Consider the following 24,658-nt stretch of genomic DNA (forward strand, 5'->3'; position numbering starts at 1 on the left):
AGGGCATGCTAGACATCAAATTTATTCGAGAACATGCTGATTTGGTGCAAAAATCGGCAAATGATAAGGGATATGCCGTTGATATTGCGACATTGTTGCAATTGGATGACGAGCGCCGCGATTTACAAAAACAAGTTGAGGCACTGCGTGAACATCGAAATACAATTTCAGCGAAGATGAAAGGCGGCCGTCCAGATCAGGAGCTGATCGACCAGGGCAAGCAGCTGAAAATTGAGTTAGCAGAACGTGAGAGTTACCTGAAATCCACCGAGGAAAAAGTAGCCGCAATTCTGAAAAACGTGCCAAACATCACCTTTGATGATGTGCCGCTTGGCGGTGAGGAAGACTCGGTTGAGATAAAGGAGTACGGTGAGCATAAAACGAGCGCCAAGGATCATTTGGACTATGCTGTCAGTCGCGGTTGGGTTGATTTTGAGCGCGGTGCAAAAGTAGCTGGCGCGAAGTTTTACTATCTCAAGGGCGACCTGGCGCTGTTGGAAAATGCCGTGACGCAGTTTGCGCTGGATTATGTGACGAAGCAGGGCTTTACGTTCATGACTGTGCCGCACATGGTGAATTTGCGCACAGCTGAGGGCGCTGGCTTTACGCCAAAAGGTGAGGGTAGTAATGAATATGTGGTCGAGGGTGAGGATTTGACGCTGATTGGGACGGCGGAAATGCCGCTGACTGGCTATCACGCTGATGAGATTTTGGACGAGAAAGATTTGCCGCTGCTGTATACGGGATATAGCCCGTGCTACCGTAAAGAGGCGGGCACATATGGCAAGCACACACGCGGATTGTTCCGAGTGCACCAATTTAACAAATTGGAAATGTATGCCTTTTGTCTGCCAGAACAGTCCAAGGAGATTCATGAAAAAATCCTCAGTGTTGAGGAAGCGCTGTGGCAGCAAATTGGTATTTCGTACCACGTGGTGAATATCGCGGCGGGCGACTTGGGTGCGCCAGCTGCCAAAAAGTATGACATTGAATATTGGTCACCGGTCGATCAGACTTACCGCGAGCTGACCAGCTGCTCAAATTGTACGGACTATCAAGCGCGCGGTTTGAACATTCGGGTGCGGCGAGCGGACGGTAGCATTGAGTCGGTCCATACTTTGAATGGTACGGCAGTTTCGTTGGCGCGGTCATTGGTGGTGATTTTGGAAAACTTCCAGAACGAGGACGGCAGTTTGACAGTGCCAGAAGTGTTGCGACCGTATATGGGTGGACGTGAGCGAATTTAGTAACATACATGGTATAATGTAGGTATAACGAAGGAGGGATATGATTACCAATCTGACAATCACTGGTGTAAAGTACGAACTGAACGACACGACCAAACGGTATATTGAGAAAAAAATTGGTCCATTGGATCGGTTTTTGCCACGTCACGCTCGTAAAAGCGTTACGGCAGATGTGAAGATTAAGCAAATTGATAACCCTGGCGGCAACAAATATGAGGTTGAAGTTATCATCAATGTCCCAGACAAGGTCATCACTGCAAAAGACTCAACAATGAACGTGTTGGCGGCTGTGGACATCGTCGAGACCAAATTGAACGGTCAGTTGCGTCGCTACAAGGACGATACGTTGGCTCACGTTGGCCGTAGTCGTGGTGTGTTGGCGAAGTTTAAGCGCAGTTTCCGCCGCGGGTGAATTGTTTAGTATCGCTAAAATCAGAAAACACCATATATATGGTGTTTTCTCTTTAATTTTAGGTCAAAAAGGGTTACAATAGAAAGAGTTTTGAAAATGTCCGAAAGCGAGGGAGTTTTAAGGTTATGGCAATGACACAACAAAAAGCGCTGAGTAAAGTTTTTGGTGATCCGCAGAAGAAGATTTTGAAGCGGCTGGAAAAGCGTGTTGCAGTAATTAACGGTTTGTCTGGAAAGTATGAAAAACTGTCAGATGAGGAATTGCAGGCGCAGACAGAAGCGCTGAAAAAACGGCTGACGAAGAAGAATGTAACGCTGGATACGATTTTGCCAGATGCCTTTGCAGTGGCGCGTGAGGCGGCCAAGCGTGTCATCGGTGAGCGTCCGTATGATGTTCAGCTGATCGGTGGTATGGCGCTCCACGAGGGTAACGTGGCTGAGATGAAGACTGGTGAAGGTAAAACCTTGGTGGCGACGCTGCCGACCTATCTCAACGCGCTGGAAGGCAAGGGTGTTCACGTGGTGACCGTCAACGATTATCTGGCGCAGCGTGACGCTGGCTGGATGGGACAGGTGTATGACTTTTTGGGCTTGACAACTGGCGTGATTATCAACGAAGCATCGTTTGTCTATGATAAAGACTATGACAATGAGCATCACGACGATCCACGCATGCGCAAACTCCGCCCAGTTACGCGTAAAGAGGCCTACGCGGCAGACATTACCTATGGCACGAACAACGAGTTTGGTTTTGACTATCTACGCGACAACATGGTGAATGACGTCGCCTTGCTCAGGCAGCGAGAACTGAACTTTGCTATCGTTGACGAGGTGGACTCCATTCTGATCGACGAAGCGCGTACGCCGCTGATCATCTCGGCGCCAGCAGCGGAAAACCCGGACAACTACTACACCTTTGCCAAAGTTGCCAGTAAATTAGTGCCAGACGACTATGTTTTGGATGAAAAGCGCCGCAGTGTGGCCTTGACCGACGAGGGCGTGGAAAAAGTCCAAAAACTGCTGGGTATAAAAAATTTGTACACGCCAGACCACGTGCGCAGTGTGTATCATATGGACCAGGCGCTACGAGCACAAACATTGTTCAAGCGCGACAAAGATTATGTGGTGACCAATGATGGCGAAGTGATTATCGTCGATGAGCACACCGGTCGTTTGATGCAAGGACGTCGCTACAACGAAGGTTTGCACCAGGCAATTGAGGCCAAAGAAGGCGTGCCGGTACTAGAAGAAAGTATGACGCTAGCGACCATTTCGTTCCAGAATTATTTCCGTTTGTACAATAAACTTTCCGGTATGACTGGTACGGCATTTACCGAGGCGGAAGAGTTTCAACAAATTTATTCACTAGATGTTATCCAGATTCCGCCGAACAAGCCAGTGATTCGCGACGATAAAGAAGACCTGATTTTCAAGACCGAAAAGGGCAAGCTGAAAGCAGTGGCCGAAGCCATCAAAGAGTATCACAAGCAAGGCCGGCCAGTGCTGGTTGGTTCTGGCTCGATTGCCAAGAATGAGCAGATTGCCAAATATCTGGAAAAAGAAGGTATCAAGTTTGAGATTTTGAACGCTAAGAACAATGAGCGCGAGGCGGCTATCATTGAAAAGGCTGGTGAAAAGGGCGCGATTACACTGGCGACAAACATTGCTGGGCGTGGTACCGACATTAAGCTCGGCAAGGGTGTCAAGGAGTTGGGCGGCCTGGTGGTGATCGGCTCGGAGCGCCACGAGTCACGACGCATCGACAATCAGCTGCGCGGTCGTGGCGGTCGTCAGGGCGATCCAGGCGAGACGCAGTTCTACGTGTCGACCGAAGATGATTTGATGCGAATTTTCCAGGGCGAGCGCATCGCGGCGTTGATGGACCGGCTGGGCGTCGACGAAGAAACGCCAATTCAAAACCGCGCTGTGTCCAAGACATTGGAAGCAGCCCAGAAGCGTGTCGAAGGCTACAACTTTGATACGCGCAAAAATGTTGTTCAGTATGACAACGTCATCAATCGTCACCGTCGCGTGGTGTATGTCATGCGCCGCAAGATTTTGGAAGGCGATAATATTAAGCCGGAGATTGAACGCTTGCTCAAAGAAAAAGTGAACGATTCGACACAGCTGCCGCTCAAGAATAATCCTAATTTTGTGAAAGAATTTACTGCAGTTATCCCAGTTGACGAGGGCGCCCTGGTAAAGGCTGGTTCAGAGAAGAAAGATAAATCTCGCGTCCAAAAGGTGATGAAGCTGGCGCGTGAAGCGTATGCGGCGAAAGAGGAAGAAATTGGTGACGAAAACTTGCGTGGTGTTGAGCGAGAAGTCTACATGGCAGTGCTCGATACCTTGTGGATGCAGCACTTGGAAAACATGCAGCACCTACGCGAAGGCATTCATTGGCGCAGCGTTGGTCAGCGTGATCCATTGGTTGAGTATCGGTCAGAGTCACAAAAATTGTTCACGAGTTTGCAGAACAATTTGCGAGACGAAGTCTTGAGTACCATCTTCCGGGTACGCAAAGCTGACGCAACAGTGCAGCAATCACAAGATGATGAATACGACACTGAGCTCACTCGACTCGCTGAAACTGCTGTCGAGAAAGGTGTCAATGAGATCACATCTGGCGAAAAGAACCGCGATGATGATTTCTCAGTCAAAAAGGCCAAAACTGCTTCTGAAGCAAATCGCGCCAAAAATGCAGCGCGCAAGAAGAAAAAAGCACAGCGCCAAAACCGCAAAAAGAATCGGAAATAATCCATGAAGCACACAGTTGAAGAAGTACGACTAAAGAACGGTGCTCGGGGTTTGTTGATTGATGTGCCAGACGCTACGGTGATGAGCTTTCAGTTTCATTTTCGGGCGGGCAGCCGTTACGTGCGCGACAAAGACATCTATGAGACGGCGCACATCATGGAGCACATGTCATTTGGTGCTAATGAAAAATTCCGTTCACAGGCATTGTATGACCAAGAATTCGTCAAAAACGGCGCGTATTATAACGCCTATACGACAGAATATTCCATGGGGTATGAAGCATTTTGTGCTGATTTTGAATGGGACAGGGTGTTGGAATTGCAGCGGTTGGCTATCACGGTACCGCGTTTTAATGCCGAAGAATTGGAGGCTGAGAAGGGCAATGTGCGCTCGGAGCTGACAGGCTATCTGAACAATCACAACCGAGTGATGTGGCCACGGGTACAACAGGCGTTGGGTGAAGATATTTTGACGTACAATCAGCGACTCAAGACGATTGCTAACGTGACGTTGAAAGATATCAAAGAACACCACCGTCGAACACACACTTTGAAGAATATGCGCTTTGTGATCGCTGGTAAAATGACGGGGCGCAAGTCGCGCATCAAAGAGGCGCTGGAGGCTTGGCAATTGGAAGAGGGCGAACGCTTTGAAATTCCTAAGGACAATCTACACAGCGCCGGACCTCTGTTGATCAGGCGTAAAGAAGCTTCCAATCTGACATTTGGTTGGTCGATGATCGTGCCTCGTGAGATTAGCAATTCTGAAGCTGATGCCATGGGCTGTTTGAATCACATTTTGACTGGGACGTTTAATTCTCGCATTTTCGGGGCGGCCCGCAAGCGAGGACTGGCGTATAGCATTTTTAGTGATACTTCGGTTGGATTTTATGACTCGGCATGGGATTTTACCGGTCAGGTCAACTTGGAGACGGCCGAAGAGCTGTTTGATATCATCGTCAGTGAATTAAAGCGTGTGCTAAACGGTAAAATTTCCGCTGAAGATATCGAAAGTGCCAAGTCCTACTCTTTGGGGCGTTACCAAATGGGCGCGCAGACCGTTTCTCAGATCAGTAATTTTTATACCGGTCGCTATTTCTCAGATGATTTCGTGAAGGATTATACTGGGGTGCCAGCAGCGATTTTGGCAGTGACTGATGGAAAAATTGTGCAAGTGGCGCGTGAATTTTTCCAGGCTAACACCTGGGTGTTGGCTGGGGTGAGCTGTGGTGAAAAAGAACTACTGGAACGTATCCAAGAAAAGCTGGGAGCATTGTTCTAAGATGAAAATTGTTATTGCAGGATATGACGTAGAAGGTAGGTCGAGCTACGCGTATTTTCAGCGCAAGTTTCCAGACACACAGTTGATGATAGTGGATGAACGAGAACTACGTGACGTACCAGCGGGTGCGGAGGTTTGCACTGGTGCAGGGGTATTTTCTGATCAGTTTTATGACGTTGATATGGTAGTGAGAACGGCTGGATTGCCGCCAAGCCGTATCAAGACCAGTGGTACTATATGGTCGGCGACCAATGAGTTTTTCGCACAGTGTTCAGCGTCCATCATCGGCGTGACGGGGACAAAAGGTAAGGGGACGACTTGTAGTTTGATCACTAGTATACTGCGTGCTGCTGGCAAAACAGCCCATCTTGTTGGGAATATTGGTGTTCCATCGTTGGACGTGCTGCCACAGATTCAGCCAGATGATATCGTGGTGTATGAATTGAGCAGTTTTCAGTTGTGGGATTTGGAAAAATCTCCGCACGTTGCAGTCGTCTTGATGATTGAGCCAGACCATCTGGACAGGCACGATGATTTTGCTGATTATCTTGATGCAAAATCGCATATTGCCAAATTTCAAACGGCTCAAGATATCCTCATTTACAACAGGAATAATCAGTTTAGCCAGCAGATCGCTGCCAAGTCACCAGCGCGTCAGTTGTCATATCCGATTGATTTGTCAACGGACATGCAGCAAGCACTCAAATTGCCAGGCGTGCACAACCAGGAAAATGCTAGCGCGGCAGTGTTGGTAGCTAAGACGGTGATGCCGGAGTTGTCAGATGACGTGATTTGTCGGGGGCTTGCCGGTTTTACGGGCTTGCCACATCGGCTCAAGTTTGTGGCAGAAAAACGAGGAGTGAAGTTTTATGATGATAGCATCTCGACGACGCCAGGCAGTGCGGTGGCTGCATTGCGGTCATTTCAGCAGCCAAAGGTGATGCTCCTTGGTGGAGCAGACAAAGGCGGTGATTACACGGAGTTGGCCGAGGAATTAGCACGCTCACAGTCACTAAGAGGTGTTATTGTCAGTGGCGGCAATGCTGATGATATTGCAAAAGCGTTGCAAAAAGCTGGTTTGCCAGATGCGACGATAGTGCAAAAAGGCGTGATACCGATGACCGAAGTTGTGTGGTATGCCCTCGATATTGCTCAACCGGGAGATGTTGTAATTTTGAGTCCAGCTGCCGCTAGCTTTGACCAGTACGCAAACTACACAGCCCGTGGCGAAGCCTTTGTTGAGGCTGTCGCGGAGTTATAAGACACGGATCTGATGGTATAATGGGTTCTATGCAGCCATTGAAAAAACGGGTCCAATCTCTTCGCAGTGAAGTCATGCAGGCTAAACAAGCATTGCAGTTTGATGCGCTTGCTGAAGAATTGGCAGTACTAGAAGAGCAATTAAATCAGCCCGAGATTTGGAATAACCCCGACCATGCTCAGTCAGTCGCCAAAAAGGTAGCCGCGTTGCGTCAAACGGTGCAGCCGTGGCAGGTGTTGGGTGTTCAACTGGATGATTTGCTGGAACTCATGGAGCTGGGGGATGATGATTTGTTGGACGAGTTTACCAAGCAAATAGATGCTCTGGAGACGGAATTCTCGGCCCGCAAGACAGATCTATTGTTTAGCGGGAAATATGATGGTCGTGAGGCGGTGGTTCGCATCTCGGCAGGTGTTGGTGGCTTGGATGCTCAAGATTTTGCGCAGATGCTGGAGCGTATGTATTTGCGGTGGGCGGAACGATCTGGCATGAAAACTGATGTTTTGGAGCGGTCTGCGAATGATGATGGTGGTTTGAAAACCGTTGTGTTGGAAATATCGGGACCGTTTGCGTATGGTAAATTGCGCTCAGAAAATGGCGTGCATCGTTTGGTGCGACTCAGTCCGTTTAATGCTGATAATTTGCGCCAGACTAGCTTTGCGTTGGTTGAGGTGCTGCCAAAAATTGATACACCAGACGAAGTGGACATTGACCCGAGTGATCTAAAAATAGATGTTTACCGTAGTGGTGGCAAGGGTGGACAGGGAGTGAATACGACCGACTCAGCGGTTCGTGTCACGCACGTGCCGACGGGAATTGTAGTGGCGATTCAAAATGAGCGAAGTCAGATTCAAAACAAAGAAACTGCGTTGAAAATTTTGCGCTCAAAATTACTGGCAATGCAACTGGAACAGCACGCGGACAATTTGTCGGACCTTAGGGCTGGTGAATCAGCTAACTGGGGCAGTCAAATACGAAATTATGTGTTGCATCCGTACACCCTGGTTAAAGATACTCGGACCAAACATGAAGACCGAGATACGCAGGGTGTGCTAGACGGTAAGATTGATGATTTTATGACGGCATTTCTTAGTCAAAATGCGTCGAAAGACGAATAATATTTAGCTACCAAATATCCTTGACTTTTTAGCAATCAAGTGCTATCATTTGAATATGAAGGTGTTGGATTTTCAAAAGGTTCAGGAAATTGATTCTCACATTCAAGATTTGCTGAGTGAGTTGAGCACGCTCTACCGAGAGCGCAATGAGATTTTTTCTGGTGCAGACAAGGAAACCAAAGCAAAGAAGAATCGTCGTATTGCAAAGCAGTCAACGAACACTTTGGAAAACCTGGATTTTTCGACATTTGACTTGAGCCTCAAAGACTAGGTGAAAGCAGAAGCATTATATTCGCGCTTTTTGATAAAAAGTGTTACACTAATACAGTATGATTCTGTTGGATAGGGTTACAAAGAGTTACACCAAAACAGGCAAGCCTGCCATCAATCGCGTCAGCGTGCATGTGAAGGCCGGGGAGTTTGTCATTTTGGTTGGTACGAGCGGTGCTGGTAAATCAACATTGTTGAAATTATTAACGCGTGAAGAAAAGCCTTCAAGTGGCAAGATTGTTGTTGGTGGTATTGATTACGACACGCTCAAAGACAAGCACATTCCGTTATTGCGTCGAAAAATTGGTGTTGTATTCCAGGATTTTAAACTGCTACCAAACCGAACGGTGTTTGAGAATGTGGCCTTTGCGCTGGAGATTGCCGGGATGACTAACCGTGAGATCAAGTCGACCGTGCCAAAAGTCATTGAACTAGTCGGACTCAAAGGCAAAGAAAAGAACTTCCCACATCAGCTATCTGGTGGTGAGCGCCAGCGAGTGGCGATCGCCAGAGCAGTGGTGCGCCAGCCAAAGATATTGATCGCTGATGAGCCGACGGGTAACCTTGACCCTAAGCACAGTTGGGATATCGTGCGGCTGCTGGAAAAAATTAATAAGTACGGTACAACAGTACTACTGACGACGCATAATGTTGATATTGTGAATAAGTTGAAGCGACGGGTGATTACCATCGATCACGGTAAAATTACGTCTGACCAGGCGAGAGGAACATATAAGCAATAATGGCCAAGAAAAAGACAAACGCAAACGTAAAAGCGATGCAGCGCAACAAAATGAAGCAGCGGCGAACGTTAGCTTTTGTTCGTATGCTGCGCTATGGTGTCAATAATTTCAGCCGTAATGCTTGGTTGACAGTCGCAGCGACGGCGGTTATGAGCGTGACTTTGCTGATTATCTTTGTGACTGTGGCGGCACAGCGTATCTTGGTAAATACAACGGAGACCATCACTCAAAAGGCAAATATTTCAATTTATCTCAAAGGATCCGTGCCTGAAAAAACCGTCAACGAATTGACAGATAAGATCAAAAAATTGGATAACGTAACAGGGGTGACGTACATTTCTGCGGAACAGGCACGCCATGAGCAAGCCCAGCGTTACAAAGATAATGTAGAAGCGCTGGAAGCTATTCGTGAAGCAAGCAATGAGCTACCAGCGACACTGCAGGTTTCAGTGAAAGACCTGAATAATTATTCTTCGCTGAAGCATTTTGTAGGGACTGATGAAACGTATCTTGCCAACAAAGACCAGCGTCGACAACCGTCATTCACTGGTGATCGCCGCCAGGCCATTGAAACAATCGGTGGTTGGGTGCGTGTGGCGAGCATTGGTGGATCGATTGCCACTGTGGTGTTTGTGCTAATTTCTTCACTGGTGGTGTTTAACACTATTCGTATGGCCATCTTCAACCGTAAGAGCGAGATCCAGATGATGAAGCTCATCGGTGCTGAGCGTAGTTTCATCCGCGGACCGTTTGTGGTTGAGGCGATTATGTATGGATTTATCGCTGCGGTGATCGCTACGGCAGGGGGTTATGGCCTGTTGGCGTTCGCCAAGGAGCCGATGCGTAAATGGTTGCCAATTGATACGTTACTTCAGGATCTGACACCGTATGTTGGGTTAGTGCTACTGGCTATGATTCTCATTGGTGGGCTGATTGGTACGATTTCGTCATGGGTTGCGACCCATAAATACCTCAAGATTTAAGTCACATAAAACTTGGTTGACATGTGGATAGTGCTTATGCTATTATGATATATAGTATGAAGCAACGGTCCACCACACCAGTTTCGCACAAACAAGCCACCAAAGTAGCCTTGGTGGTGATGGCTGCCGTCGTTGCCGGAGCAGGGATTTTTCAGACCGCTGGCACGGTTTTTGCGCGAGATTATGAGGCAGAAATTAAGGCTAAACAACAAGAAGCCAATAACTACAATTCGCAGGCGGCTCGCTTGGGTGAGATGGCGGCGACTCTGGAAGAGGAATTGAACCGTTTGACCGCGCAGGTGAACGCGTTGCAATCTCAAATCATTGAAAGCCAAAATAAGATCGATTCACTGAAAGAAGAGATCAAGAATAACGAAGCGGCGATCAACAGAAACCGTAAGACAATGGGTCAGATCTTGTCTGACATGTATGTTGATGATCAGATTTCTCCGCTGGAAATGCTGGCTAGCTCAGAGAACATTGGTGATTTTATCGACAAGCAAGAGCAGCGCAGCAGCTTGCAGGGCTCACTGAATGACAAAATCAAGGAAATCAAGCGTCTGCAAAAGAAATTGCAGGACAATAAGGCGGCCGTTGAGCGTACACTGAAGGACCAGGAAACTCAAAAGGCTCAAATGGCGGCTAAGCAGGCTGAACAGGCGAAATTGGTGAATGATACAAAGAATGACCAGGCAGCTTACTCATCTTTGGCGTCACAGCGCAATAGCGAAATTGCGAAATTGCGTGAGCAGCAGGCTGCAGAAAACTTGCGTAGTTTGCCACGAGGTAGCGTGCCATCTGGTACGCCTGGTGGTGGTGGCTACCCAGGTGCTTGGGCAAATGCTCCGTTGGATGCCTATGTCGACCCATGGGGGTTGTATACCCGTCAGTGTGTGAGCTACGTTGCTTGGAAGGTTCACAGCACTGGTCGTTATGTGCCGCATTTCGGCGGGGCTGGTAACGCTAACCAGTGGCCATCAACCACATCCCGTCATGGTATTTCGAACGGCAGCACTCCACGAGCAGGGGCGGCAGCGGTGATAATGGGTGGTGCATATGGTCACGTGATGTATGTTGAGTCGGTAAACGGCGACGGCACTATTACGGTTAGTGACTATAACTTGGGCTGGGATGGTCTGTACCGCAATTATAAGCGCTCATCGTCTGGACTTGTCTACATCTACTTCTAAGATTTGATACCGCTCATGTTATAATGGTTCTATGAGCAAGGAGAAAACACGAAACGCTCAGCTGTTTGCGTGGGCGGTAGTTATAGCGGTGGTTAGTTTTATCGCGGGTGCGCGGTCGGATCAGATATTTGCGGCGATTGCACCAAAGCTTGGCATGCGATATAGCGCTGAGCGGCTTGATACGGAGCGTATTCAAGAGACGTATCGACAATTGAAAGCGCAGTATGATGGAAATCTGGATACTGATAAATTGATCAATGGCGCGAGTCGCGGTCTGGTGGCGGCTACTGGCGATCCGTACACGACATTCATGGACGCTGAGGAGGCCAAAGAATTTGAGAAGAGCCTGAATGGTAATATTGGTGGCGGCATCGGCGCGGAGATTGGTTTGAGAAATAATCGGCCGACAGTCGTCAGGGTGCTACGAAATAGTCCAGCGGAGGAAGCTCAAGTGAAGGCTGGTGATATCATCATTGCTGTAAATGGTAACTCAGTGGCGGATGCTACTACCGAACAGGTAGTGGAAAAGATACGCGGGGAAGTGAACACTACAGTGAAGCTACAAGTACTTCGTAATTATCAGCGGCTAGAAATGTCGATGACGCGTAAGCAAATCACTGCACCAGCCGTGGAGCATGATATTGTTGATGGCGTTGGTATCTTGAAAGTGTACCGATTTGGTGAAGAAACTGGTACGTTGGCGCGTGCAGCGGCCGAAGCTTTCAAGCAAAACAATGTCCAGAAGGTTATTTTGGATCTTCGCAGCAACCCTGGTGGAACAGTAACGGCGGCTCAGGCGCTGGCTGGACTGTGGCTGGATAACCAAGACATCATGACGGAGCGGCGTGGCGACAAGGTTGTTAAAACAGTCAAATCAACAGGCAAGCCACTACTACAAGACATCAAAACGGTGGTGTTGATCGATAGGTCGAGTGCCAGTGCCAGTGAAATAGTAGCGGGTGCACTGCAAGAATACAGCAAGGCGAAATTGCTCGGAGAGAAGAGTTACGGTAAGGGTAGTGTGCAGCAATTGATCAAATTGCGTGATGGTGCACAGCTCAAAGTTACGGAAGCGCGTTGGTATACGCCAAAGGGTCACACTATTGACAAGACAGGTATTGAGCCAGACGAGAAGGTGGGTTTGACCGCTAATGATATGAATTTTGGCAAAGATCCACAGATGGACGCTGCCAAAAAGCTATCCTGGTAAACGCTTGTGTTTTTCTGATGCGGGCGTTAGAATAAAGATAGTATGAACGCAAAGAGGAAAATATTATTAGTAGAGGACGACATGGCACTGGCAGCCGTGTATCGCGCCAGGCTGGAGCTAGAAGGCTTTGATATCAAGGAAGTGCATAATGGCGAAGATGCACTGTCCGCAACCGTTGAATATAAGCCAGATTTGATTTTGCTGGACGCCATGATGCCAAAAATCAGTGGTTTTGACGTGTTGGATATTTTGCGCAATACGCCAGAAACGGCTAATGTACGTATCATCATGTTGACAGCGCTGAGTCAGCCAAAAGATAAAGAACGGGCTGAAGGTTTGGGAGTTGACGAATACTTGGTGAAGTCTCAAGTTGTCATCGGTGATGTGGTTGCGCGGGTGAAGCACCACTTGGGGATGACAGAATAAACCTAGTTAGTATATAAAATAGTCGCCATGGAAGCGACTATTTTTATGATGGTAGCCTGTAGTAGGCTGAGATTTTTAGGCTTAGTCTACGCGAACTTGTGTGCGGCGTTCGGTTTTACCGGTAAATTTCTGCTTCTTGACTTTCTTAAAGCTAACCACGCCGTCTTTAGCTGCGTGAATAGTGTAGTTACGGCTCATGTACGTGCCGTCACCAGCGATCTTGGTAGCACCAGTTTGACGCACCAATACTGCACCAGCATTGACTTTTTGGCCGCCAAAGCGTTTCACGCCCAAACGCTGACCAGCATTGTTGTGGATGTTCTTGCTTGAGCTACCAGCTTTAACCTTTGACATTTGCTAAACTCCTTATAGTTTCTGTAAACAATCCTTACTAGTATAGACCACTACTAGTGTAATGTCAAGAAGCTAGGCGGTTTTTAGTAGCAATATTTCACGCACCACGACTTGGTCGGATCGGGAGTAGATGAGAGGCGGTTGCTGTAGGATATAGCCTAGCTTTTTTAGGTCTTTGATGAGTGGCAGATGGGTCAGGTTGTGGCTGGCATCACGCCAAGCAGGTACGGCGATGCACAGTGTGGTACCGGGTGTCAGTTGACTATGAATATTGCGTAAAAAGTTAGTGATGATGTGATTGCAATTGCCGGTTACTTCGTGGAGCTTTTTGGGACTTGGTGGCGCAGAGAAGGGTTGTCCAAGGTAGGTTTCACAGACCACGGCATTAAGCTGTTGGGCTTTTGGCCACTGATGAGTCATGGCATCAGCTTGTTCAAGGCTATGTACCGTGCCGGTGATATGGTATTTGCTCTGCAACCAGGTTAGATTTTCTGTCGTGTAATCAATCATCTTTTGGCTGAGGTCGCTACCACAGACGTCATACCCTTTGAGCAAGGCTTCCTGGAGAACGGTGCCGGTACCACAAAAAGGGTCGAGAATGGTTGCTTTTGCGGCGTTGCCGACTGCTAGATTCACCATGATTTGCGCCAGCTTTGGCGGTAACATGCCGACGAATGCGTCACGGCGTGGCCGGTTACGGTCACGGCGGGCATAGGCGGTGATGTTTTGCGCGCCATTACTTTCAGCGATGAGGATGGCGCTGTCATCTGTTTTGATGATGAATAACTCGCGTTTTTTAGGACTGAGCCCAAGCTTATTGTTATGCGAAGTGGCAGTTGATAGTTCCGTGGTGGTGTTTGGGATGAGCCGCAGACTGACATTGTGCTTTTTCATGGAAGTTTTGAGCAACAGGCCAATGCTTTGCAGCTGGCGAGGTGAGATCGAGAATCCATAGGCACTGATGCCGAGGGTGATTTTTCCACCGACTGCCAAGAGTTGATGAACATAAGTACGCGTAATCCAGTGAGAGGTTTGCTCCAGAGTCGGGTGACCGTCGGCTGGAAGGGTGTGGATGATTTTGCCGCATTTGAGCGATCCGCCAAGGGAGTCGATCGACAGGTTATCAGTGTCAACGACAGCGGTACTGCGGCTGACAGCACGAACGTGTGATTTTCCAAACATGGCTTCTAATTCTGCGATTGACAACTTCGGCAAGCGTCCTAATATTGCTACGAACATATCTATAGTATATCAGGCTCGTGGTATAATGGAGAGGTATGTTTTCTCGGAAAATTTCGAAGGTGTTGAAAACACTGAAATCGCCGCGCATAATCATCAGTCTAATTACACTATTGGTTTTGGTGGCAATCATCTATTTGTCGCGTCATGAACTGCTGCGAGCATGGGAGTTGTTGGGAACGGCTAATGTTGGGTTATTGGCCTTGCTGCTGCCGGCGCAGATCATCGTGTATTATGCTGGTGGCGAAATGATTTTTTCTTATCTGCGTGATAGGAAGCTTATCAAACATGTGTCGCGGCTAGAGCAAGTGCGAATTGCACTGGAGTTGAACTTGGTAAATCATATCTTTCCGTCAGGCGGGGTGAGTGGTATTTCCTACACGACATGGAGGATGAGCAAGCTCGGTGTGAGCTCGGCGCGTTCAACGTTTGCGCAGCTCCTGAGATATGTGACAGGGTTTTTGTCAATGCTAGCCATGATGATCGTGGCGGTGGTGTTTTTGGCAGTAGACGGTCGCATCAACCGGTATATTGTGGCATCAAGTTTCCTGGTCGTGGTGGTTGTCCTGAGCCTAACATTTGCCATCATCTACATGTTTTCTTCTCGTCATAGGATGCACAAGGCGGCGCGCCGAATTGCGCGAGGGCTTAATGCTATCACTAAATGTGTGACGTTTGGTATGCAGCGCCAGTTGGTTCAGGCGGAGCAGATGGATACCTTTTTCTCTGATATGCACGACGATTTCTCGGAATTGATGCAAGATAAACGCTTGATAGTCAAACCGTTTTTGTGGGGAATTGTGTATGCGTCGTTTGATATTTTGATGTTTATGCTGGCTTTTTGGTCATTGGGTGCGTCGGTCAATCCAGCAGTGCTGCTGATTGGCTATATCGCGGCGGGCTTTGCTGGGATCATCATCTTTACGCCAGGCGGTGCAGGTGTGTATGAGACGATCATGATTTTGTTTTTGAGCATGACTGGTACGCCACCAGATATCGCTATCGCGGGCATCATACTGACGCGTGTCATTTTGCTCATGGGAACAATTGTCCTTGGCTATATTTTCTATCAGCACGCGCTAATCAAATATGGTAAGCCTCACCGTGACTCCTAAGTTTAGCGTTAGCGAATTTTTGGCGGTTGTCAATCAGTCGCTAGAGCTGGCCTTTGGCTCGGTGCAGATTGAAGGTGAAGTCAGCTCGTTTAAGGTCAATCACCAAAAATACGTTTTCTTTGACTTGAAAGATGATGACGGTACGGTCAATTGTTTCATGACGGTGTGGCAGCTGAGAATGCCTATTCATGACGGGATGCGAGTGGTAGTACGGGCAGTGCCGAAGGTGACCGATTGGGGCAAGTTTAGTTTAACCGTACAGTCAGTGCAGCCAGTGGGCGAAGGAAATTTACGCAAAAGCTTTGAACTGCTGCGTAAAAAGCTGTCAGATGAGGGGCTGTTTGATGATGCTCGCAAACGATTGTTGCCGTCACGGCCGCAGCATGTGGCGGTTATCTCTAGCACCAATTCAGCTGGATACGCTGACTTTATGAAAATCGCCAATGAACGCTGGGGCGGCGTTCGGTTTAGTGTGGTAAATGTGATGGTGCAGGGCGAAACGGCGGCAGATCAGATCATCAGGGCGGTTGAGAAGATTGAAAGCTTGGCGGACCTACCAGAGGTGATCGTGGTGATTCGTGGGGGAGGCAGCGCTGATGACTTGAGTGTGTTCAATGACGAATTGCTAGTGCGAAAACTGGCGTCCAGTCGAGTGCCGGTTGTGACGGGGATTGGTCATGAAATTGACACGACATTGTGCGATCTTGCGGCTGATGTACGAGCGTCAACGCCAAGCAATGCAGCGCAGCTATTGCTGCCGGATAAGCAAGATATGATCCGGTCGATCAAGCACCAGCTTCGTGGCGTGGCGCTACAAACAGTACGAGCGATTGACGAGGAATTGGAACTGGTACAGGCGGCGCGCAGCAATGCTCTGGATAGCTGGCGTCAGCACGTTGAGGAGCTGCTGAGTGATGTACAGTCACGCATCAGGTTGATTAGTGAATACGATCCAGAATTAGCCCTGGCAAGAGGTTATGCTATGATTAGGGGTAATTGTGCGGTCGGGGAAGTGATTGAAATACAAACTAACAAAGCTTTGATGAAAGCGAGGGTTGAAGCATATGCAGAACGAACCAACAATTAACGAACTACTAGAGCAGCTGGACAAAGAAATGGCATGGTTTCACAGTGATGAGTTTCGGCTAGAAGAGGCGCGTGAGCGGTTTCTGGCTGTCAAAAAAGTGGCGGAGCAGGCAGAAGAGCAACTGTTAAATATAAAAAACGAAATTGAAGTGCTGGGTGAGTAGTCCATCATGGAAGTGATAATTATTTGTGGGCTGATACTATTTTTGATATTTGGACTGACCGCGTTCATCGGTGCGCCATATGTGCCAACGCGACATACTGATATTCATAGGCTTTTGACGGATGAACTAAAGTTGACCAACGATGACATCGTGCTAGATGTGGGGTCAGGTGATGGCGCCGTGCTACAAGAGGTGGCGAGGACCGGTGCTCAGGCTATTGGCTATGAGATTAATCCGTTTTTAGTGCTAGCGTCTCGCTGGCGGCTAAGAAAATATGCCAAGAACGTGCGCATCAAATGGACGAATGCGTGGACGACGCAGCCTGCCAAACACATCACGGTGATATACGCGTTTGGTGCAGGGCTGCATTTGAAGAAAATTTATCAATTGGCTCGGCAACAGGCGACCCACCAGGGTAGACCGTTACGATTGGTCAGTTATGGCTATCGGCTAGATACCACGAAGAACGACCGACTACTGAAAGAAGCTGGTCCGTATTTTCTGTATGAAATACGCCCTGACTTTACAGGAGACAAAGCATAAGCTATAATGCAAGATATGAAAAGAAGACAATTTGAACAGGGGTCAATCAACGGCTGGATGGTCGGTACGATTGGTTTTTTGGTGTTAACGTTAATCGCTGGAGCTGTGGCGGCTTGGATGTTCGTGGAGTACACACGAGAGAAGACTGGCGTTGACGCAAAGGTCGCCAGTGCGGTTGCCAAAGGCAAAAATGAGCAGGCAGAGCTTGACCAGAAGCGATTTTCTGAAGAAGCCAAGAATCCGCGCGTTGAGTTTGTTGGGCCAAATGAATTTGGTCGAGTTTCGTTCATGTATCCAAAGACCTGGAGTGCATATGTTGACCAAGACGGTACTGACCGCGGTGACTACAAAGCGTACCTACATCCGGGCACTGTGCCGCCAGCACGCTCAAACACCAGCCGCTTTGCTGTTCGTTTAGAGGTGTTGAATAGTGACTTTGATAAGGTGCTGAGTCAGTATGCCAACCAGTTGAAGAAGGGTGAATTGACCTCCAGTAGTGTTGAATTTAACGGTAACGCAGCTACTCGCTTGGACGGTGCTTTCTCTAAAGAATTGCGCGGTTCAGTGGTCTTGATGCGAGTGCGAGACAAAACGATTCGTTTCTCTACTGATGCTGACGTCTTCAAGCCAGATTTTCAGGCAGTTCTCGACACGGTTAAGTTTGTTCAGTAATACGCCAATTGCTATACTGTAAGTAGGTATGGCGGAGGTAAGATGGAATAATGCTGAATTTGGGCAGCTGCCAAGTGTAGCAGTGGCTGCCCATGAGTTGAAATCTCCGCTGGCACTCATCAGGCAACTGAGTCTACTACTGGAAGAGGGGCTGCTAGATGCAGCTGAAACGCGTCACATTGCTCAGCAACTGTCGAGTATCAGTGATCAGTCGTTGGCGTTGGTACAGGACTTGGCGCAAACGGCTCACTTGTCACCAACGTTATTTCCTCTGGAGCCCATCAACCCACTGGCGTTGTGTCAGCAAATGGCCATGGAATTACACCCGATGTTGCGTTTGTACGGTCAGTCAATCGACTGGCCGAAAAAACAGTCGGCGAAGCATTTGGTGGTGGCAAACAGGGCGTTATTGTCGCGGATTTTAGCTAACTTTTTGAATAATTCGCTCAAATACAGCGAAAAAGATATGCCCATACGGGTGACAATTCGCCAAATTGGCTCGACGCTGAGGATCTTGATCCGTGACCACGGCCCGATGATGAGCCGTGCGGATTATGCGCGGCTTATCGATGAGATGGAGCAGCGAAAATCAGTTCGCACACGCCCTGACAGCAGCGGCTTGGGCGTATACGTGGCGTCGCAATTTGCAAAAGCCATGGGCGGAACTATTGGTTTGATCAGGCATCGTGATGGGCTGACGTTTTATGTAGAATTACCCATAAGCCAACAGATGAGTTTGCTATGAAAAAAGTGCTGATTATTGAGGACGATCCAGTGTGGGCAAAGCTGATACAGCATTATATCTCGGAGGCTGGCGCTGAGTCGCGGATTGTTATTGCTCCGGGGCAGGCACTGGAAATGATTGATGATTGGCACCCAGATGCGTTGGTTTTGGACATGCTCTTGGCGAGTGAAACGGGCATGGCCCTGCTGAATGAATTGAAAAGTCATGAGGACTTGGCTAATTTGCCGATCATCGTGTGTAGCAATGTTGGTATCACTCATGACGATATGGAGCCGTTTGGTGTGCGGGCGGTGCTTGATAAATCAACCATGACGCCGGCGCAGGTGCGACAGGCGTTGACGGAGGTGCTACTATGAGCCAGAGCGAGCGCTTGCAGGCAATCGTCCTGAGAAGAACTGACTACGGCGAGGCGGATCGAATTTTACATCTGTTGACTTCGGCGGGGCGGTGCAACGTGATCGCCAAAGGTGTGCGACGCGAAAAAAGTAAATTGGCAGGCGGTATCGAACTATTTGCGCTGTGCGACGTGGTGGTGCGACGCGGGCGCGGCGAGTTGGGGATTTTGACCAGTGCGCAGCTGCAGCAATTTTATCGGCACATTTTGGACAGCTATGAGCGGATGCAATTTGGCTATGAGATGTTGAAATTGGTCAATCGAGCGAGCGAGCAGGTCGACGAGCCAGCCTGGTTTTCGGTGGCCCAGCAGGTTTTGGCTCAATTGAATAACATGAAGGTTGAGCAGAAATTAATTGAAACTTGGTTCTATTTGCAATACGCTGGGCTATTGGGCGATGAGCTGAACTTGCGCACTGACGTGGCGGCCCAGACTTTATCGCCTGACAAAACATATATGTACGACAGCACGGAAAAGGGCTTGCGGCTGGCGGAGCAGGGTGATTTGTCAGCGGACGCCATCAAGCTGCTTCGGCTCATCCAGGCAAAGCCTCTGGCGAATGTGGCACAAATTGGCGGGATAACTGAGGTAATCAGTGCTTGCTGGCTGGTCGCGCGGCAGCACGCGGCGGTGTAATATTGCCCATAAAAATGGTATACTGTAGGTAATAATTGTGAATCGCCATGTTGCCAACATGGAGAAAGGTTTTTGATGAGTCAAGCAAAAATGGAAGATATTATCAGCCTGTGTAAGCGCCGCGGCTTTATTTATCAGGGGTCGGATGTATATGGTGGTCTTTCTGGTACGTGGGATTACGGCCCGCTGGGTGTGCAGCTGAAGCGTAATATCATGAACCTATGGTGGCGCCGGTTTGTTGACGAGCGTGACGACATGTACGGTGTTGATGCGGCGATTTTGATGAATCAGAAGGTCTGGCAGGCGAGTGGGCATGTCGATACCTTCGTCGATCCGCTGTGTGAAGACACGGTTAATCACCGACGCTACCGCACCGATCATATTCTCAAGGACAACGGCGTTGACGCTGATGGCATGACCATGGAGCAGATGGATGCAGTAATTGCTGAACAAGGCATCAAGAGCCCCGATGGCAATCCGTTGAGTAAATCACGGACGTTTAATATGATGTTCAAAACGCATGTTGGTGCGACTGAGAGTGATGACAGTATGTCCTATCTCCGCCCAGAAACTGCTCAGGGAATTTTCACCAATTTCAAAAACGTCGTCGATAGTTTCTACCCTAATTTGCCGTTTGGTATCGCTCAGCAGGGCAAGGCGTTTCGTAATGAAATTGCACCGCGCGACTTCGTGTTCCGCTCTCGGGAGTTTGAGCAGATGGAGATTGAATATTTTGTCGACCCTGAACATTGGCAGGAAGCGTTTGACGAGCTACTGGCGTCAACGCATGCGTTTTTGGTAGAGCTAGGCTTGAGGCCAGAGCACATTCACGAGCTGGACGTGCCGGTGGAGGATCGGGCACACTACAGTAAAAAGACGATCGACATTGAGTACGACTATCCAATTGGCCGTGAGGAGTTGATGGGCATCGCCTATCGAACTGATTTTGACCTGATGAACATCCAGCGCGCCAGTGGCAAGAGTATGGAGTACACTGTCAAGGGAACGAACACAAAATTTGTTCCGCACGTCATCGAGCCGTCGTTTGGTGTCGAGCGAGCGCTGATGGCGGTACTGTCGGGCGCGTACCGTGAGGACGAGCAAAACGGTGAAAAGCGGGTGTACTTGGTGTTGCCAGAGCATTTGGCGCCAGTCAAATTTGCCGTGTCGCCGCTACTGAAGAATAAGCCAGAATTGGTGGAAAAAGCTCGCGAAGTCTACGCGAGCCTCGCCAAAGCCAACCCCGGACGTGTGATGTGGGACGACAACGGTAACATCGGCAAGCGCTACCGCCGCCAAGACGAAATCGGCACGCCGTACTGCGTAGTCATCGACTTCCAGACGCTGGAGGACGGCACGGTAACGGTGCGTGAGCGGGATACGACGGAGCAGCGGCGGGTGAAGGTTGAGGAGCTATAGATACTAGAGATGAAAAAGTAAATTGGGTTTAAGGAGCTACAATATTGACAAAAAGTAGACCTGAGTTTGATAAAATTACATCGTTTGACGAGTTTAATAAATACTATTGGTATCGTGAAGAACTTTCGCAGATATGCAAGTCATTAGGATTAGAATATAAAGGCACAAAACAGGAACTCAATCACATTATTGAGCAGTACTTTAAGGGTAATTTGATTAAAAAGTCATCAATAAAAAATGAAAAGAAACGAGTAGAAACTATTACCTTAGATACTCCATTACTTGAATGTGGGTTTTCCTTTAACGTAAAATTTAGAGAATATTTCTCCGCCGTAACAGGTATTACACCTTTTAAATTTACTGCTGATATGGCTACTGCTTGGAGAAAAGTAAAGAGAGAAAATGATTTGAGTTTTACCATTCAAGATATGCTAAAAGTTTATTATGGAGAGTCAGATTATGCCAAGTATGATAATTCGGCTTGTCAATGGAATCAATTTTTAAAGGATTTTAGTGCAGACGAAAATAGTCGCAACTATTCGAACAAATTAAAAGTAGCTTCTATTCTTTGGAAAGAAGTTAGAAATTCAAGAAATGAAAAAATTTATTCAAAGAATCTTTTGACTGAATATGCCGGTAAAATAAAAGAGTATCACAATTAGGTAATTTAGGTAATTCCCAACGTGTTAACACCCAATGAGCAGTTAATCATGAATATTGGAAAGACAGAAATATACGGTAGGTGAAATGGTGTCAGCTATCTAGCGCTCAGGTGTAGTATAATGACTTTCATGTCAAACACTATCAAAGGACATATCATTACGCAGAATTTAGATGGCACAGATCATCTGGATTGTCTGTATCGCATCTCTCTCAAAGCGCTAATTTACAACGACGTTGGGCAAATTTTGGTCGTCAAAGAAATTGATCGGACGTATTGGGATTTGCCGGGTGGTGGCATGGACTTCGGTGAGACGATTGAATCGTCACTGAAACGTGAGCTACACGAAGAAGTTGGCTACAAGGGTGATCTGCGTTATCAACTTTTTGACGCGTCGGATGAGATGTACATTGAGCGGATTGACGCTAATCAAATCTGTTTTTATTGTCGTGTCTGGCCGGAGAATTTTGACTTTGAGCCAGGTGAAGAGGGCGATGAGGTGATGTTTATTAACCCAGAGGAATTACTGCTTCAGAAGAGTGAGGTTGACGCGCCAGCTCGAGCGCATGGGGCGCATATGAAATGGCAGGAAATCAGTGGCTGTATGAAATGATATAATTACTCCATGATGAGACCGTTTTTACTACTGCAATCGCGCCCTGAGACTGAAGCATCAGATGATGAATATCAAGCATTTTTGAAATTTGGTGGGCTAGAGGCTGATCAATTGGTGCGGCTGAGGCTAGAACGCGGTGACAAGCCAGCGGTGAATTTGGATGATTATGCTGGGATCATCATGGGCGGCGGTCCGGCTAATTTCGCGTATGACGAAGCACAAAAATCGCCCGAGCAGAAGCGATTTGAAAGCTATATTTTGCCGTTGATGCGTCGAATCATTGAGGTAGACGCGCCATTTTTGGGAGCTTGTTTAGGTGTTGGCGCGGTGGTGACGGCCATGGGTGGACAGATGAGCTTTGACTATCCTGAGGCGGTTGGCGCGGTAGATATTTCTGCAACGCCTGACGGCGAGCAAGATGACTTATTTAGAGATTTTCCAGCAGTTTTCCGCGGCTTTGTCGGGCACAAAGAGGGTATAATTAACCCACCAAGCGGTTGCACGGTACTGGCTCGTTCAAACACTTGTGTGCAAATGCTGCGCGCTGGCAATAATGTTTACGCCACACAATTTCACCCTGAACTTGATGCTGATGGCCTGGCGTTGCGCATCAATATCTATAAACACGCTGGCTATTTTGCCCCCGAAGAAGCCGACTTATTGATAGCTAACGCCCAGCAGGAAGTTATCACTTGGCCAGAGTTGGTACTGCGGCGGTTTGTGGAGCGATATCATTAAAAAAGTAAATCTGAGATATAATAAAATCATGCGTATAATTCGTAGTGTTCAAGCCACAAGGTTTCGTCATATTGGGGTATTGCTTGTGCTTTTTCTCCTTGGTATGATGGCGATGCGGTTCGCGGCTAGTTATGTGTCGTCGGTTGCCAGTGGTGCGGGGATATTTGATCTTAATTTTGGTAATGATGGTATTTATGTTCACGATAACCTTTTGGCGCTAGGCGACGCTGGTAGAAACGTCTATCTGTACGCTTTTCTACCCATTGACACCATTTATGCGGCGATATATGCGGTATTTTATGTCTATACTTTGGCGTTTTTCCTGCGGTGTACTGTGCCCAATTGGTGGAACCATACTCGATGGCTGGTATTGCTTCCTGTTCTAGGTGCTATATGTGACTGGTTAGAAAATATGTGTTTTGCTTTCATGCTTATCCAGCCTTCAACATCCGTAAATCTGTTATTAGTAACAAGCACTTCGCTACTAACTAAAGCAAAATTTGTCTTGGTGTATTTGTCGTTATCAATTGTGTTAGGGCTAGTACTAGGCTGGTTAGTGTGTTGTGCTCGTGTCAAGCGACGCCAGGAATAGTAGGTGTTTTAGTTTACATATCGTTAAGCGTACAGCTGGAGCCTTGTGTGCTATAATAACCATATACATATTATTCTTGGTGGGGATATAGTCAAGCTATGTATCTAATAAAACCTCGGAGATATCTAGTCAATTTCCACTCTTTATTCTCGAAAGCGAAGATGGTCGGCGGGCGAATTTTGATATCGAAAAATTGCAGCAGTTATTCTCTGAAGTTGAGCAGCCAACTGAAGAGTCGCGCAAAGTTTATCCTGAGGATATTTTTGACTATATTTATGCATCGCTACACAGCCCAAGCTATCGCGAGAAATATAAAGAATTCTTAAAAACTGATTTTCCGCGTGTACCACGACCAGAGTCATGGGCGGAGTTTTGGCGCAAAGCAGAGTTGGGTGGTCAGCTGCGTTAATTACACTTGATGAAAGCGTCACAAATTGGTGATTATGATACTACTTATCCTGAGATTGGTGATAACATAGTGGAAAAAGTAGTGCGTGATAGCAATCGAGTACGTATTAATAAGGATCAGTATTTTGGTAATATTCCAGATTTGGCGTGGGATTTTTACATTGGTGGCTATCAGCCAGCGCAAAAGTGGCTCAAAGATAGAAGAGGTCGTACATTGACTGCTAATGATATTGACCACTACCAGCGTATTATCAAAATCCTAATAGAAACGTATAGAATAATGAAAGAAATAGGGTAAATATGGCAGGATACTTGTCAGATAAACTGCATTTGGCTCAAAATAATCATCTACTATACCAGAGAAAGAGGAGGTAGTAAC

Annotated in this window: 27 protein-coding genes and 1 pseudogene; 26 read left to right on the forward strand and 2 right to left on the reverse strand. The window is 47.7% G+C overall.

All coding sequences use genetic code 11. The annotated features are described in order from the left end of the window. Positions 1 to 5 precede the first annotated feature (5 nt). From serS to V4210_RS01070, 12 genes are all read left to right on the forward strand, one after another. Positions 6 to 1,247: a serine--tRNA ligase gene (gene serS / locus V4210_RS01015; protein ID WP_338520995.1), complete on the forward strand. Its 1,242-nt coding sequence runs from the start codon at positions 6 to 8 to the stop codon at positions 1,245 to 1,247. 40 nt (positions 1,248 to 1,287) lie between these two features. Continuing rightward, entirely contained in the window at positions 1,288 to 1,659 is a 372-nt protein-coding gene (gene hpf, locus V4210_RS01020) for a ribosome hibernation-promoting factor, HPF/YfiA family (RefSeq protein ID WP_338520996.1), read from the forward strand. A 125-nt stretch (positions 1,660 to 1,784) separates the two neighbouring features. Next, entirely contained in the window at positions 1,785 to 4,415 is a 2,631-nt protein-coding gene (gene secA / locus V4210_RS01025; RefSeq protein ID WP_338520997.1) for a preprotein translocase subunit SecA, read from the forward strand. Between the two features lie 3 nt (positions 4,416 to 4,418). Next, entirely contained in the window at positions 4,419 to 5,696 is a 1,278-nt protein-coding gene (locus V4210_RS01030) for a M16 family metallopeptidase (protein ID WP_338520998.1), read from the forward strand. Position 5,697: 1 nt separating this feature from the next. Beyond that, positions 5,698 to 6,957, forward strand: coding sequence for a UDP-N-acetylmuramoyl-L-alanine--D-glutamate ligase (gene murD / locus V4210_RS01035; protein WP_338520999.1), 1,260 nt, complete (start codon positions 5,698 to 5,700; stop codon positions 6,955 to 6,957). A gap of 29 nt (positions 6,958 to 6,986) precedes the next feature. Continuing rightward, positions 6,987 to 8,075: a peptide chain release factor 2 gene (gene prfB / locus V4210_RS01040; RefSeq protein WP_338521000.1), complete on the forward strand. Its 1,089-nt coding sequence runs from the start codon at positions 6,987 to 6,989 to the stop codon at positions 8,073 to 8,075. Between the two features lie 55 nt (positions 8,076 to 8,130). Beyond that, entirely contained in the window at positions 8,131 to 8,346 is a 216-nt protein-coding gene (locus V4210_RS01045; protein ID WP_338521001.1) for a hypothetical protein, read from the forward strand. 58 nt (positions 8,347 to 8,404) lie between these two features. After that, positions 8,405 to 9,088, forward strand: coding sequence for a cell division ATP-binding protein FtsE (ftsE, locus tag V4210_RS01050; RefSeq protein ID WP_138078642.1), 684 nt, complete (start codon positions 8,405 to 8,407; stop codon positions 9,086 to 9,088). Next, on the forward strand, positions 9,088 to 10,071 hold the full coding sequence (locus V4210_RS01055) for a cell division protein FtsX (protein WP_338521002.1): 984 nt from the start codon (positions 9,088 to 9,090) through the stop codon (positions 10,069 to 10,071). Before ftsE ends, V4210_RS01055 begins: the two co-directional genes overlap by 1 nt. A gap of 56 nt (positions 10,072 to 10,127) precedes the next feature. Continuing rightward, positions 10,128 to 11,261, forward strand: a complete 1,134-nt coding sequence (locus V4210_RS01060; protein ID WP_338521003.1) for a CHAP domain-containing protein — start codon at positions 10,128 to 10,130, stop codon at positions 11,259 to 11,261. Positions 11,262 to 11,292: 31 nt separating this feature from the next. Next, complete coding sequence (locus V4210_RS01065; protein ID WP_338521004.1) at positions 11,293 to 12,471, forward strand: S41 family peptidase; 1,179 nt, start codon at positions 11,293 to 11,295, stop codon at positions 12,469 to 12,471. Positions 12,472 to 12,513: 42 nt separating this feature from the next. Next, positions 12,514 to 12,897, forward strand: a complete 384-nt coding sequence (locus tag V4210_RS01070) for a response regulator (RefSeq protein WP_338521005.1) — start codon at positions 12,514 to 12,516, stop codon at positions 12,895 to 12,897. Positions 12,898 to 12,978: 81 nt separating this feature from the next. On the opposite strand, the gene V4210_RS01075 is transcribed toward V4210_RS01070, so the two are convergent. Further along, a complete protein-coding gene (locus V4210_RS01075) occupies positions 12,979 to 13,251 on the reverse strand; it encodes a 50S ribosomal protein L27 (RefSeq protein WP_338521006.1) in 273 nt (90 codons plus the stop codon). A 72-nt stretch (positions 13,252 to 13,323) separates the two neighbouring features. After that, positions 13,324 to 14,490 (reverse strand): TRM11 family SAM-dependent methyltransferase, encoded by a 1,167-nt coding sequence (locus V4210_RS01080; RefSeq protein ID WP_338521007.1) that lies wholly within the window; start codon positions 14,488 to 14,490, stop codon positions 13,324 to 13,326. 38 nt (positions 14,491 to 14,528) lie between these two features. Here V4210_RS01080 and V4210_RS01085 point away from each other — a divergent pair, with 38 nt between their 5' ends. From V4210_RS01085 to V4210_RS01150, 14 genes and pseudogenes are all read left to right on the forward strand, one after another. After that, a complete protein-coding gene (locus V4210_RS01085; RefSeq protein ID WP_338521008.1) occupies positions 14,529 to 15,605 on the forward strand; it encodes a lysylphosphatidylglycerol synthase transmembrane domain-containing protein in 1,077 nt (358 codons plus the stop codon). After that, on the forward strand, positions 15,595 to 16,692 hold the full coding sequence (xseA, locus tag V4210_RS01090) for an exodeoxyribonuclease VII large subunit (protein WP_338521009.1): 1,098 nt from the start codon (positions 15,595 to 15,597) through the stop codon (positions 16,690 to 16,692). Before V4210_RS01085 ends, xseA begins: the two co-directional genes overlap by 11 nt. Continuing rightward, positions 16,670 to 16,855, forward strand: coding sequence for a hypothetical protein (locus tag V4210_RS01095; protein ID WP_338521010.1), 186 nt, complete (start codon positions 16,670 to 16,672; stop codon positions 16,853 to 16,855). The genes xseA and V4210_RS01095 overlap by 23 nt, the downstream gene beginning before the upstream one ends. A 6-nt stretch (positions 16,856 to 16,861) precedes the next feature. Continuing rightward, a complete protein-coding gene (locus V4210_RS01100) occupies positions 16,862 to 17,398 on the forward strand; it encodes a class I SAM-dependent methyltransferase (RefSeq protein ID WP_338521011.1) in 537 nt (178 codons plus the stop codon). Between the two features lie 15 nt (positions 17,399 to 17,413). Continuing rightward, complete coding sequence (locus V4210_RS01105) at positions 17,414 to 18,070, forward strand: hypothetical protein (protein WP_338521012.1); 657 nt, start codon at positions 17,414 to 17,416, stop codon at positions 18,068 to 18,070. A gap of 28 nt (positions 18,071 to 18,098) precedes the next feature. Continuing rightward, positions 18,099 to 18,815 carry a sensor histidine kinase gene (locus tag V4210_RS01110; protein WP_338521013.1) on the forward strand — a complete coding sequence of 239 codons (717 nt, stop codon included), beginning with the start codon at positions 18,099 to 18,101 and terminating at the stop codon, positions 18,813 to 18,815. Further along, positions 18,812 to 19,171 carry a response regulator gene (locus V4210_RS01115; RefSeq protein ID WP_338521014.1) on the forward strand — a complete coding sequence of 120 codons (360 nt, stop codon included), beginning with the start codon at positions 18,812 to 18,814 and terminating at the stop codon, positions 19,169 to 19,171. Before V4210_RS01110 ends, V4210_RS01115 begins: the two co-directional genes overlap by 4 nt. Continuing rightward, complete coding sequence (gene recO, locus V4210_RS01120) at positions 19,168 to 19,845, forward strand: DNA repair protein RecO (RefSeq protein WP_338521015.1); 678 nt, start codon at positions 19,168 to 19,170, stop codon at positions 19,843 to 19,845. The genes V4210_RS01115 and recO overlap by 4 nt, the downstream gene beginning before the upstream one ends. Positions 19,846 to 19,920: 75 nt before the next feature. Then, on the forward strand, positions 19,921 to 21,264 hold the full coding sequence (locus tag V4210_RS01125; protein WP_338521016.1) for a glycine--tRNA ligase: 1,344 nt from the start codon (positions 19,921 to 19,923) through the stop codon (positions 21,262 to 21,264). Between the two features lie 44 nt (positions 21,265 to 21,308). Continuing rightward, positions 21,309 to 21,926, forward strand: a complete 618-nt coding sequence (locus V4210_RS01130) for an SAP domain-containing protein (RefSeq protein ID WP_338521017.1) — start codon at positions 21,309 to 21,311, stop codon at positions 21,924 to 21,926. 129 nt (positions 21,927 to 22,055) lie between these two features. Continuing rightward, the gene (locus V4210_RS01135) at positions 22,056 to 22,538 is read left to right on the forward strand and encodes an NUDIX hydrolase (RefSeq protein ID WP_338521018.1); all 483 of its coding nucleotides are present in this window, start codon (positions 22,056 to 22,058) and stop codon (positions 22,536 to 22,538) included. A 12-nt stretch (positions 22,539 to 22,550) separates the two neighbouring features. Continuing rightward, entirely contained in the window at positions 22,551 to 23,279 is a 729-nt protein-coding gene (locus tag V4210_RS01140) for a glutamine amidotransferase (RefSeq protein ID WP_338521019.1), read from the forward strand. Positions 23,280 to 23,307: 28 nt separating this feature from the next. Beyond that, entirely contained in the window at positions 23,308 to 23,871 is a 564-nt protein-coding gene (locus V4210_RS01145; RefSeq protein WP_338521020.1) for a hypothetical protein, read from the forward strand. 145 nt (positions 23,872 to 24,016) lie between these two features. Beyond that, a pseudogene (locus V4210_RS01150) lies at positions 24,017 to 24,577 on the forward strand (type ISP restriction/modification enzyme). Positions 24,578 to 24,658: the final 81 nt, after the last annotated feature.

This window comes from Candidatus Nanosynbacter featherlites (genome assembly GCF_037013405.1).
Classification (GTDB): Bacteria; Patescibacteriota; Saccharimonadia; order Saccharimonadales; family Saccharimonadaceae; genus Nanosynbacter; species Nanosynbacter featherlites_B.